General features: G+C 64.8%; 12 protein-coding genes. All 12 read left to right on the top strand.

Annotated elements, in window-relative coordinates; genetic code table 11:
* Positions 1 to 233: 233 nt before the first annotated feature.
* The 12 genes from FQU96_RS24220 (at position 234) to FQU96_RS24165 (ending at position 12,019) form a co-directional block, all read left to right on the top strand.
* Positions 234 to 1,853 (top strand): ABC transporter substrate-binding protein, encoded by a 1,620-nt coding sequence (locus FQU96_RS24220; protein ID WP_178130678.1) that lies wholly within the window; start codon positions 234 to 236, stop codon positions 1,851 to 1,853.
* 38 nt (positions 1,854 to 1,891) lie between these two features.
* On the top strand, positions 1,892 to 2,845 hold the full coding sequence (locus FQU96_RS24215; protein WP_146543935.1) for an ABC transporter permease: 954 nt from the start codon (positions 1,892 to 1,894) through the stop codon (positions 2,843 to 2,845).
* Positions 2,842 to 3,741: an ABC transporter permease gene (locus tag FQU96_RS24210; protein ID WP_146543934.1), complete on the top strand. Its 900-nt coding sequence runs from the start codon at positions 2,842 to 2,844 to the stop codon at positions 3,739 to 3,741. Before FQU96_RS24215 ends, FQU96_RS24210 begins: the two co-directional genes overlap by 4 nt.
* Positions 3,738 to 4,712: an ABC transporter ATP-binding protein gene (locus FQU96_RS24205; protein ID WP_146543933.1), complete on the top strand. Its 975-nt coding sequence runs from the start codon at positions 3,738 to 3,740 to the stop codon at positions 4,710 to 4,712. The genes FQU96_RS24210 and FQU96_RS24205 overlap by 4 nt, the downstream gene beginning before the upstream one ends.
* Positions 4,705 to 5,718 (top strand): ABC transporter ATP-binding protein, encoded by a 1,014-nt coding sequence (locus FQU96_RS24200; protein WP_146543932.1) that lies wholly within the window; start codon positions 4,705 to 4,707, stop codon positions 5,716 to 5,718. Before FQU96_RS24205 ends, FQU96_RS24200 begins: the two co-directional genes overlap by 8 nt.
* A 59-nt stretch (positions 5,719 to 5,777) precedes the next feature.
* The gene (locus tag FQU96_RS24195; protein WP_146543931.1) at positions 5,778 to 6,446 is read left to right on the top strand and encodes a cysteine hydrolase family protein; all 669 of its coding nucleotides are present in this window, start codon (positions 5,778 to 5,780) and stop codon (positions 6,444 to 6,446) included.
* A gap of 101 nt (positions 6,447 to 6,547) precedes the next feature.
* Complete coding sequence (locus tag FQU96_RS24190) at positions 6,548 to 7,741, top strand: ABC transporter substrate-binding protein (protein WP_146543930.1); 1,194 nt, start codon at positions 6,548 to 6,550, stop codon at positions 7,739 to 7,741.
* A gap of 95 nt (positions 7,742 to 7,836) precedes the next feature.
* Positions 7,837 to 8,724, top strand: coding sequence for a branched-chain amino acid ABC transporter permease (locus FQU96_RS24185; protein WP_146543929.1), 888 nt, complete (start codon positions 7,837 to 7,839; stop codon positions 8,722 to 8,724).
* Positions 8,721 to 9,677 (top strand): branched-chain amino acid ABC transporter permease, encoded by a 957-nt coding sequence (locus tag FQU96_RS24180; protein ID WP_146543928.1) that lies wholly within the window; start codon positions 8,721 to 8,723, stop codon positions 9,675 to 9,677. The genes FQU96_RS24185 and FQU96_RS24180 overlap by 4 nt, the downstream gene beginning before the upstream one ends.
* Before the next feature lies 1 nt (position 9,678).
* Complete coding sequence (locus FQU96_RS24175) at positions 9,679 to 10,416, top strand: ABC transporter ATP-binding protein (protein WP_146543927.1); 738 nt, start codon at positions 9,679 to 9,681, stop codon at positions 10,414 to 10,416.
* On the top strand, positions 10,413 to 11,120 hold the full coding sequence (locus tag FQU96_RS24170; protein WP_146543926.1) for an ABC transporter ATP-binding protein: 708 nt from the start codon (positions 10,413 to 10,415) through the stop codon (positions 11,118 to 11,120). The genes FQU96_RS24175 and FQU96_RS24170 overlap by 4 nt, the downstream gene beginning before the upstream one ends.
* A gap of 20 nt (positions 11,121 to 11,140) precedes the next feature.
* Complete coding sequence (locus tag FQU96_RS24165; RefSeq protein ID WP_146543925.1) at positions 11,141 to 12,019, top strand: SMP-30/gluconolactonase/LRE family protein; 879 nt, start codon at positions 11,141 to 11,143, stop codon at positions 12,017 to 12,019.
* Positions 12,020 to 12,113: the final 94 nt, after the last annotated feature.

Genomic DNA, 12,113 nt, shown 5'->3' with positions numbered 1-12,113 from the left:
TTTTGGTCTGAAACAGATCAGCGACATTCAAGATACACAGCCGAGGTCATGTAGGAAACCTAATTTTCTAAAAATACAAAATATATAGATAAATTCGATATAAAATGCATACCATGATAACTTATATAGATTCATAGAATCATCGTCAGTCGTCGGATTTGCCCATTGTTAGAAGATTGGGTATGGTCGTGGAAAGAGTGGGTGGCGCTGGCGTGATCCACGGGAGGAAAAATATGACGGGCAACTGCAAACGCGTGCTCGGCGCGTGCGGGGTGGCGCTTTCCATCGGCGTGGCATCGCCGGCCGTGCAGGCGCAGGCTGGTGATCCGTCGATTCTCGATCAGGCATGGGCGATCTGGGATGGTGCGGACAAGCCTGTCCGGGGCGGCTATCTGCGTCTGGCCGCGCCGCAATACATCGGCAAGATGAATCCCAACCACTGGCCGGTGCTGGATTGGGTGTCGATGGGCTACGTCCATGACAAGCTCGTGGTCACCGACGGCAGCTACAACCCGACCGTGCCATGGCTGGCGCAGTCGCTGACCCAGGACGATCCGACGACGGTCATCATGAAACTGCGCGATGGCGTGACCTTTCATGACGGCTCGCGCTTCGATGCCTCAGCGCTGAAGTTCCAGATCGATTGGATCCGCAACCCCAAGAGCGCCGCCTGGAGTGCCGGCTGGCTGGCGCCGCTGGAGTCGGTGGAGGTCGTGGACGACCTGACATTGCGCTGGAAGTTCAAGCATCCGTGGCCGGGTTTCGCCGGCATCGTCGCCAACGTGCCGGGCTACGCGCTCTCGGCGAAGGCGCTGCGCGAGGATGCCGATGCGTACGACAGCCAGCCCAAGGGGACCGGCGCGTTCATGCTGGAGGAGGCCAGTCCCGGCAACTTCCTGAAGCTCAAGCGCAACCCGAACTGGTGGTTCGCCAAGGCTTCGGGGCGGCCTGACATGCCGTATTTCGACGGCATCCACGTCAGCGTCATCCCTGATCCGGCAGTGCGGCTGGCCAATCTGCGGGCCGGCAAGCTCGACATTCTGACGCTCGACAAGTCGCAGTATGCGGTGGTCAAGAACGATCCCAACCTTGTCGTCTATCGCCAGCCGATCAATCATGTCGTGGCGCTGCGGTTCAATACGACGAAAGGCGTGTTTCGCGACGCGCGCGTGCGTCAGGCGATCAGCCTTGCGATCGATCGCAAGGCGCTGATCGCGGGCACACAGTTCGGGCTGGGCCGTATCGCCAGTGCCCTCTACCCGGAGGATCACTGGGCCCACAATCCGGCCCTGAACCCGGTTCCCTACGACCCGGCCAAGGCCAAGCAGCTGTTGGCGGAAGCGGGCTTCGCCAATGGACTGACGATCCGGGGCTACTACAACGCCACCACGATGGGGCAGACCATTGCGGAGGCCATCAAGAACATGCTGGCCAAGGTCGGGGTGACGTGGCAGGTCGACCTGCTGGCGCCGGTGGCCATCGCGGCTCGCCTGAAGGAACGCGACTACGATCTGGGCGAGGGCGGCTGGCAGTTCATCTACGATCCCGACCTGGCGGCGACCGGCCTCTATCATCCCGACGGCGGTTTCAATTTCGGTCGCAGCGACAACAAGGCGATCGTGGCGCTGATCGAAGCGGCGCGCCGCGAGGTCGACCACAAGAAGCGTCAGCAGCTCTACTGGGATATCGAGAAAGCGCTCTACGACGACTACCAGGATGCCTGGTTGTGGTGGGAGGAGGTCGTGACCGCCCATCGCAAATCGATCAAAGGCTGGAACCAGGAGCGGATGACGAAATACAAGGAAGTGCACTTCTGGTCACATCCGCTGTGGTTCAAGGACGGTCGGCCCTGATGCCGGCCCGCATCGTCGTTCGCGCCGGCGGCTGAACGATGGGCCGCTACATCATCGTCAGGCTTTGTCACGCGGCGATCGTTCTCGCTGTCGTGACCGTCCTGGTGTTCGTGATCGCCCGCCTGATCCCGGGTGATGCGATCATGGCCGCCATGGCCGGCAGCGTCGACATGTCCGACGCCAGTGTCGTGAAGACGGTGCGTGCCACGTACGGCCTGGACGAGCCGCTGCCCCTGCAGTTCCTGACCTGGCTGGAGCGCTTCGTCACCGGCGACTGGGGCACGTCGCTGGGCACCGGCGAGCCGGTGCTGAACATGTTCCTGAGCCGCTTGCCGGTGACGCTCGAGTTGTTCGCCGGCGCCACCCTGTGGTCGCTGGCGATCGGGTTGCCGGTCGGCCTGATCGGCGCCCTGAAGCGCAACTCCGGTACCGATGTGGTGCTGACGGCGGGCGCGCTGCTGGGCGTGTCGCTTCCCAGCTACTGGGAAGCGATCGTACTGATCTATCTGTTCGCCGTGCTGCTGCCCATCCTGCCGCCGTCGGGTTACGTGCCCTTCGCCGAAGATCCGTTGCTGAATATCACATCGATGATCCTGCCCAGCTTCGTGCTGGGTACCCATTCGGCGGGCCTGCTGGCCCGCTATGTGCGCGGCAGCCTGCTGGAGGTGCTGGGACAGGACTTCATCCGCACGGCGCGCGCCAAGGGCCTGCGCGAGCGCAGCGTCGTCATCTGGCATGCGCTCAAGCCGGCCATGATTCCGATCGTGACGATCATCGGCCTGTCATGGGGCGGCATGCTGGCCGGCGCCTTCTTCGTCGAGGTGATCTTCGCCCTGCCGGGCCTGGGACGCATGAGCGTCGATGCCATCTTCCAGAAGGACTTTCCCGTCATCCAGGCGACCCTGATTGCCGTCTCGGTGAACGTGCTGCTCGTCAACGTGCTGGTCGACATCCTCTATGGCTACCTCGATCCGCGGGTGAGGATCCGATGAGCGAGGTGGTCGGCGCCACCCCGGCACGGCCCGCGGCCGGCCGTTCGCCACTGATGTCCCTGGTGCTCGCCGTGGGCCGGCACCGGCTGGCGTCGGTCGGCCTGGTCGTGGTGGCCCTGCTGAGCCTGGTGGCGCTGCTGGCGCCACTGCTGGCGCCCTACAGTCCCTACGAGCAGGATCTCTACAACGTGCTGTCCGGCCCATCGCCGGCCCATTGGCTGGGTACCGACAATGTCGGGCGGGACCTGCTGTCGCGCCTGATCTACGGTACGCGCATTTCGCTGTTCGTCGGTATCGTCGGCACGCTTCTGTCGGCTGCGGTCGGGGTCACCGTCGGCCTGATCGCCGGCGCCAGGGGCGGGCTGGTCGATGCCATCATCATGCGCATTACCGATGCTTTTCTCTGCTTCCCGCCGCTGATCTTCATCCTGGCGATGTCGGCGGCGTTGGGACCGGGCATCCACAATGTGATCCTGTCGTTCGCGCTCTTTGGTTGGACGGGTTTCGCGCGCATCATCCGTGGCCAGGTGCTGCTGGTGCGCGAACTGCCCTATGTCGAGGCAGCCCGATCGATCGGCATGTCGCCGCTGCGCATCATGTGGCGGCACATCCTGCCCAATACGCTGGCGCCGATCATCGTGGCGGTCTCCATCAGCATCGGCCTCGCCATCCTGGTCGAAAGCGGCGTGTCGTTCCTCGGTCTGGGCGTGCAACCGCCGACCGCGAGCTGGGGCAAGGAACTGCGGGTGGGTTTCACCTACATCGAGACCGTGCCGCTGTTTTCCATTGTGCCGGGATTGCTGATCGCGCTGGCAGTGATCGCCTTCAATTTCATCGGCGACGGTCTGCGCGACGCGCTCGATCCGCGGCTGCGCGGCGCCATGGGGCGGTCATGACGGCCCGGCTGCAGGTGCGCGACCTGGTGGTCGAGTACCGCACCCGCGACGGCGTGGTGAGGGCGGTGAACGGCATCTCGTTCGACCTGCACCGTGGCGAGATTCTGGCATTGGTCGGCGAGAGCGGCTGCGGCAAGAGCGCGACGGCACTGGCCATGCTGCGCCTGATCCCGGATCCGCCGGGACGGATCGTCGGCGGCGAGGTGCTGTTCGACGGGTTGGACCTGCTCAAGGCCGACGATGCGCAGATCCGCGCCGTGCGCGGCAATCGCATTGCCATGATCTTCCAGGAGCCGATGACCAGCCTCAACCCGGTACACACCATCGGCGACCAGGTCGGTGAGCCATTGCGCCTGCATCGGCGGCTGACGCGCCCGGCGGCGATCGCCCGAAGCATCGCACTGCTGGGTACCGTCAACATCCCGCATGCCGAGGCCCGGATCGGCGACTACCCGCATCAGTTCAGCGGCGGCATGCGCCAACGCGCGATGATGGCCATGGGCATGGCCTGCGTGCCGGACATCATCGTCGCCGACGAGCCGACGACGGCGCTCGATGTCACGGTGCAGGCGCAGTTGCTCGACCTGCTGAAGCATCAGGTCGATACGCACGGCACGTCGATCCTGCTGATCACCCACAATCTTGGTGTCGTTGCCCGCTATGCCGATCGGGTGAACGTGATCTACGCCGGACGCGTGGTCGAGGCGGCGAGCGCCGACGCGCTCTACGCGCGGCCGACTCATCCCTATACGATCGGATTGCTGCGCTCGGTGCCGCGCCTGGACCAGCCGGCGACTGAAACGCTGGCACCGATCGAGGGACAGCCGCCGGACCCGCTGGATCTGCCGGCCGGCTGCCCGTTCCATCCGCGTTGTCCGCTCGCCACGGCGCAGTGCCGCCGCGAGCCACCACCACTGCGCGCCGTCGGCGATGCCCATCATGTCGCCTGCTGGGTGGCGGCCCATGGCTGAGCCCGACGACAACGCGCTGGTGGAGGCGCGCAACCTGCGGGTCGAGTTCCCGGTCTTGTCCGGCCTGTTGCGGCGCAAGCAGGTTGCCAGCGTAAGGGCCGTGGACGATGTCAATCTTGCGGTCCGGCGTGGCGAAGCGCTGGGCCTGGTCGGCGAGAGCGGTTGTGGCAAGTCGACCCTGGGCCGGGCCATCCTGCATCTGATCCGGCCAACGGCGGGAACTGTCCTGTTCGACGGTCATGCGCTGGACACTTTATCCGAGGTGGCAATGCGCCGGCACCGCCGGCGCATGCAGATGATCTTTCAGGATCCCTACAGCTCGCTCAATCCGCGTATGACGGTCGGCGAGGCGGTGGCGGAGCCGATGCTGGTGCATGGCCTGAGCGACGAGGGCGACAGCCAGGAGAAGGTCGCGGATCTGTTCCGCACCGTCGGTCTCGACCCGCGCATGATGACGCGCTATCCGCACGAGTTCAGCGGCGGGCAGCGCCAGCGGATCGGTATCGCCCGCGCGCTGGCGTCGGAGCCGGATTTCATCGTCTGCGACGAGCCGGTGTCGGCGCTGGATGTGTCGATCCAGGCCCAGATCATCAATCTTCTCGAGAGGCTGCGGGGCGCGCTGGGCCTGACCTACTTGTTCGTGGCGCATGACCTCGCGATCGTGCGCCATCTCAGCGACCGGGTGGCGGTGATGTATCTCGGCCAGATCGTCGAGATCGCACCGAAAGATGAAATCTACGCCCGGCCATTGCATCCCTATACCCAGGCATTGCTCTCGGCGGCGCCGATTCCCGATCGCGCTGTCGAGGCCCGACGTCAGCGCACGCTCCTGCAGGGCGAGATCCCAAGCCCCCTGAACCCGCCGACCGGTTGCCGCCTGCACCCACGGTGTCCCAAGGCGCACGCGACCTGCCGCGCGGTCGAACCGAAACTGCGCCAATTGGACGGTCAGCGCTGGGTTGCCTGCCATCTGTACGATGACGCGCCGACGACGGGCGGCGGTTGACGCCACAAGCTGCATCGTGCTGGGCTGCCGCGGGTGGCAGCTGATAACGGGAGCGCCGCATGCAGAGCGGGAGCAGGCCGCTGACGGTCGCCGATCGTACACGCGACCCGGCGTTGCTCATCGTCGATATGCAGAACGATTTCGTTCGTGTCGGCGCGCCGCTGGAGGTGCCGGCTGCGCGCGATACCATCGCAGCGCACCGCAGGCTGATTGCGGCGTTTCGCGCCGCCCATCGGCCGGTGATCTACACCAAGTTCATCTCCCGTACCGAGGAGACGTTGCTGTGGAACTGGTCGCCGCAATGCAGGCCGCCAGTGAAGACGTGCTGGAAGGACCACCAAAGGCGCTACGGCGACACCGATCGGCTTCTGGAGTGCACCGAGATCATCGACGAACTGCGCCCCGCGGCCGGCGATCTCGTGATCGAAAAATATGGCTATGGCGCTTTCCATGACACGGGCCTTGCCGGCCAACTCGGTGCGCTGGGCATCCGCTCTCTGGTGGTCACCGGCACGGTGACGCAGATCTGTGTCGAGGAAACCGCGCGCGAGGCGTTCCACCACGGTTTTCCGACCACGCTGGTGGCCGATGCCGTATCGTCATTCGATGCCGATCTGCATGCCGCGACGCTGCGGAACTTCGCCATGAAGTTTGGCTGGGTGGAAGACTGTGATGCCGTCGTGAAGCAGCTCGCTGCGCTCGGGCATCAGGAGGTGGCCAGAGCCTGACTTGACGAACCCGCGCCGGATCATCATGGTTCCGCGATAAGAAATTCCGTTACGGAAATGTGGGCGACCCCACACGTGGTCCGCCCCAGGGGAGGCTCGCCATGCATCGCCGTCTGCTGTTGGTTGCTGCGTCTTCGCTTGCCATCGCCGGGTCGCCGGTCGCCTTCGCCCAGGGCACGATCAAGGTCGGGTTTCCGATCATCCTGTCGGGCGCCGGCGCATTGTTCGGCGAGCCGGCGCTCAAGGGCGCCCAGATGTATGTCGATGAGGTGAATGCCAAGGGCGGCGTGCTGGGCCGCAAGATCCAGCTGATCCCACGCGACACCAAGGGCAATGCCGACGAGGCGGTCCGCGTGGCGCGCGACCTCATCCTACGCGACGACGTGCAGTTCATCGTCGGCACGTTGACCTCGGCGGAGGGGCCGGCGGTTTCCACGATCGCCAAGGAGAACAAGATCGTCTTCATCGCGCCGATCCCAAAGACCGATCAGCTGACGGCGCCCGCCAACCTGCATCCCTATGTCTTCCGGTCGGCCTCCAACACGACGATCGAAGGCCGCACGGCCGCCGAGATCGTGGCGAAATGGCCGGTGACGCGCGTCGCGACGATCGCGCCCGACTATGCTTTCGGACAGGACGTGACCAAGAGCTTTGTCGAGCACCTCAAGAAGATCAAGCCGGGCATCGAGGTGGTCGACCAGCAATGGCCCAAGCTGGGTGAGGCGGATTACACGCCCTTCATCAACGCCCAGATGGGCAAGAAACCGGACGCGGTCTTCTCGGCGGTGTGGGGCGGCCATTTCGTGACCTTCGCCAAACAGGCCAAGCCGCTGGGCTATTTCCAGGCCATCAAGAACAACTTCATCGCCATCGGCGAGGGCGGCTCGATCGAAACGGCCAGGGCGCTGGGCGCCGACTATCCGGTCGGGATCTGGGCCAACAGCTATGACGTCTTCGACTGGCCCGACGCGCCGGCGGCGCACAAGGACTACATCGAGCGCGTGAAGAAATACACGAAAGAGGAAACGCCGTCGTCGTGGCCGGTCACCGGTTACCTCGCGATGCAGTTCCTGGTCGAGGCGATCGCCAAGGCCGGCAGCGTCGAGTCAGACAAGGTCTCGGCGGCCCTGAAGGGACTGACGATTGATTCGCCTTTGGGCAAGATGACCATGCGGGCCAAGGACCAGCAGGCCAACCACGGCCAGTTCTGGGGCCGCACCAAGCTGGATGCCAAGTATCCCTTCGCGGTGATCGAGAACGTCACGCGCATCGATCCCGCGCCGTTCATGGATTGATACTGCGTGGATGCACCCGTCGTTCCTCGTGTCGCGGGGATTGACGGGTACAGCACCTCACATCTTGACAAAGAGCGGATAGCAGAAGGGGGCCCATGCCGGAGCCTGCATTCCTGTTCGGCCAGTTCCTGGGTGGGCTCACGGCCGGGATGTTTCTGTTCACGATCGCCGCCGGCCTGTCGCTGATCTTCGGCGTGCTGCGGGTGCTGAACTTCGCCCACGGCTCATTCTACATGTTCGGTGCCTACCTGTCCTGGCAGGTCATGAACTGGGTCGGGCCAGGCACCGAGTACTTCTGGCTCGCGGCCCTGGCGGCGGCATCGGCCGTGGCCGTGCTGGGTGTTGCCATCGAGTACCTGCTGCTGCGCCATCTCTACAAGCGCGAGGAGCTCTATCAACTCCTCTTCACCTATGCGCTGGTCCTGATCCTGGCCGACTGCGCCAAGATCATCTGGGGCACCGGGCAGCTCTCGGTGTCGCGCCCGCCCAGCCTGTCAGGCTCGATGCAAATCTTCGGCACGACCGTGCCGCACTACAATCTGTTCATCATGCTGCTGGGTCCGGCCATCGCCCTGGGCCTGTGGCTGCTGATGCATCGCACCCGGGTCGGCCGCCTGATCCGCGCCGCGGTCATGGACCGCGAGATGCTGGGCGCGCTCGGCGCCAATGTGGGCTCGCTCTACACCGTCATGTTTGCCGTCGGCGCCTTCCTGGCCGGCCTTGGCGGTGCCCTGGTGACGCCGGTCAAGAGCATCGTGCCGGGCATGGATGTCGAGGTGATCGTCGAGGTTTTCATCGTCGTCGTGATCGGCGGCCTGGGATCGCTGTGGGGAACGTTCCTGGGTGCCCTGGTGTTCGGGCAGGTGCTGGCGTTCGGCATCCTCATCGTACCGCGGTTCTCGATCTTTGCCGTGTTTGCCCTGATGGCGATCATCCTGATCGTGCGCCCCTGGGGCCTGCTCGGAAAGCCGCTATCGAGATGAGCCGCCGCATTCCCTGGGTCCTGGTCGTGGTCCTGATCGCCATGTGGATTCCATGGCTGGGGTCGCGGTTCTACACCTTCATCGCCACGGATATCGCCATCCTGGCGCTGTTCGCGCTCAGCCTGAACCTGCTGCTGGGCTACACCGGCCTGGTGTCGTTCGGGCACGCCGCCTATTTCGGCATCGGCGCCTATGTCTGCGCGATCCTGATGAAGTCGTACGGCGTGCCGTTCCTGCTGAGCTTTCCGGCGGCTGGCCTCGCGGCGGCGTTCTTCGCGCTGGTCTTCGGTTTCTTCTGCGTACGCCTGACAAAGATCTACTTCGCCATGCTGACGCTGGCCTTCGCCCAGATCGTGTGGGCGATCTGCTTCAAGTGGAACGGCGTCACCGGCGGCGAGCAGGGGCTGCCCAACGTGCCCTATCCCGAGCTCGCGTGGATGGCGTCGATCCCCGGCCTCGGTGGCCTGCGCGCCGGCGATCACTTCTACCTGGCGGTCCTGGTGCTGGTGGCGGTCGCGGTGGCGGCGTTGCACCGCATCGTCTCCTCGCCCTATGGGCGCATGCTGACGGTGATTCGCGAGAATCCGGAACGGGCCGAGTTCATCGGCATCAACGTGAGGCTCTACCAGCTGTCGGCGTTCGCCGCGGCCGGCTTCTTTGCCGGCCTGGCCGGTGCCCTGTTCGGCATCTTCAATCGCGGCGTCTTTCCTGACTTCGCCTATTGGACCAAGTCGGCCGAAGTCCTGATCATGACCATCCTGGGCGGCATGGGCCATTTCTGGGGGCCGGCGGTGGGCGCGATGGTGCTGACGCTGCTGAACCAGGAAATCACGTCGTATACGCAATACTGGCCCATGATCCTGGGTACGATCCTGATCGTGCTGCTGTTCGGCTTCCGCGGCGGGATTGTCGGTGCGCTCGTGTCGCTCGCCCGCCGGCTGCGGAGGCGCTGAGATGCTGGAGGTTCAGGACCTGCACAAGCGCTTCGGCGGTTTTGCCGCCATTTCGGGCGTGAGCTTCACCCTGGCCAAGGGTGTCGTCATGGCGATCATCGGTCCCAACGGCGCCGGCAAGTCGACGTTGTTCAACCTGATCACCGGCCATGTCGAGCCCAGCGCCGGCCGCGTGCTGCTGGCCGGTCAGGACATCACCGGCGCGCCGCCGCACGCGATCTGCCGCCGTGGGGTCGGCCGCTCGTTTCAGCGCACCAACATCTTTCCCAACCTGACCGTCTTCGAGTGCGTGCAGGCGGCCCTGCTGGCCCATCACGGCCAGGGGCGCAATTTCTGGCAGCGCTCCGAGCGCCTGTACCGAACCGAGACGGAAGCGTTGCTGGCATCGCTGGGCCTGGCCGACAAGGCCGACAGCCTGGCGGGTGAACTCTCGCACGGTAATCAGAAGCAGATCGAGCTGGGCATCGCGCTCGCGAGCGACCCCGACATCCTGCTGCTCGACGAACCGACCGCCGGCATGTCGGCGGTGGAGACGCACGAAACGATCGCGCTGATCGCCCGCATCGCACGCGAGCGCGGTCTGACCCTGCTGTTCACCGAGCATGACATGGACGTGGTGTTCTCGATCGCCGAACGCATTGCCGTGCTGCACCAGGGGCAGTTGATCGCGGAGGGCAGCCCGCAGGACGTTCGCACCGATCCGGAGGTGCGTCGTGTCTATCTGGGAGAGCGCTCATGAGCGCGCTGCTGGAACTGCACGACATCCATACCGCCTATGGCTTGTCGCGCGTGCTGTTCGGCATATCGCTGGAGGTCGCCAGCGGCGAGTGCGTTTGCCTGCTGGGCCGCAACGGCGTCGGCAAGACCACCACCATGCGCTCGATCATGGGCCTGACGCGGCCCAGCACCGGGCGCGTTCTGTGGAAGACGCGCGACATCGCCGGCTGGGCGCCGCATCGGATCGCCCGGGCCGGTATCGGCTTCGTGCCGGAGGACCGCCGCGTCTTCGCCGAGCTGACGGTGTGGGAAAACCTCGACGTCGCCGAGAAGGCGTCGGGACGTACCGGCGCATGGACCATACCGCGTGTCTACGAGATCTTTCCCAAGCTTCGTGAACTGGCCGACCGTCAGGCCGGCTTCCTGTCGGGCGGCGAGCAGCAGATGCTGACCATCGGCCGTACGCTGATGTGCAATCCGGAACTGCTGCTGCTGGACGAGCCGTCCGAAGGACTGGCGCCGATTGTCGTCGACCGCCTGCTGGAGCAGGTCGACGAACTGAAGCGCCAGGGATTGACGATTCTCCTGGCGGAACAGGGTGTCGATTTTTCGCTGCGGCTGGCTGACCGGGTGTACGTGCTGGAGAAGGGCGCCGTGCGGCATTCCGGGCCGGCCGCGGAACTGCGGGAGGACAGCAGCCTGCGTCAGCGTCTGTTGGCGCTGTGAGCGTGTTCAGGGAGTCAGATATGAGTATCGAGAGTCGCGATCCACGCTTTGCATCCGTGGTGGGCGAAGATGTTCTGCTGGAGGAAATCGGCAGCGGCTTCCTGTTCACCGAGGGACCGCTCTGGCACCCCGGCGGCGCTTATCTACTGTTCAGCGACATCCCGGGCGATCACATCCGGCGCTGGCGCCAGGCCGACGGCGTGCAGACGTTCCGCCAGCCCAGCAATATGTCGAACGGACTCGCCTGGGACCGGCAGGGGCGTCTGCTGGCCTGCGAGCATGCCACCAGCCGGGTGACACGCACCGAGAGCGACGGCAGCATCACGGTTCTCGCCAGCCACTACGACGGCAAGACTCTGAACAGCCCCAACGACATCGTGGCCAAGAGCGACGGTGCGATCTACTTCACCGATCCCACCTATGGCCGCATGAAATATTTCGGCCGCGAGCGCGCTTGCGAACTGACGTTCCAGGGAGTCTACCGGGTCGATGCCGAGGGCAAGGTGACCTTGCTGGCCGACGATTTCGCGCAGCCCAATGGGCTCTGCTTCTCGCGCGACGAGAGCCGCCTGTTCGTCAACGACACCAGCCGGCAGCACATTCGCGTCTTCGATGTCCGCGCCGACGGTACGCTGGCTGACGGGCGGGTGTGGGCGAACACCACGGGGACGGGGCCCGGCGCGCCCGATGGCATGAAGATCGACAGTGCCGGCAATCTCTATTGTTGCGGCCCCGGCGGCATCCACGTCTTCGCGCCAGATGCCACGGCACTGGGAGTCATCCGGGCGCCGCAGCCGGCCGCGAACTTCTGCTTTGGTGGTGACGACCGGCGAAGCCTGTTCATCACCGCGGGCACATCCCTCTACCGCACCCGCGTCAAGATACCCGGCCACATCTGAATTCCCTCCCCCACGTAGTGGGGGAGGTGGCCGAAGGTCTTCAGCCGCAACATGGGTAACAGTTTGTGCTCACCACATGGGTAACAGTTTTCTC

The organism is Reyranella sp. CPCC 100927 (assembly GCF_007859315.1).
GTDB lineage: Bacteria > Pseudomonadota > Alphaproteobacteria > Reyranellales > Reyranellaceae > Vineibacter.
The sequence above is the reverse complement of the archived record's forward strand: the minus strand, read 5'-3'. Positions and strand labels throughout refer to the sequence as shown.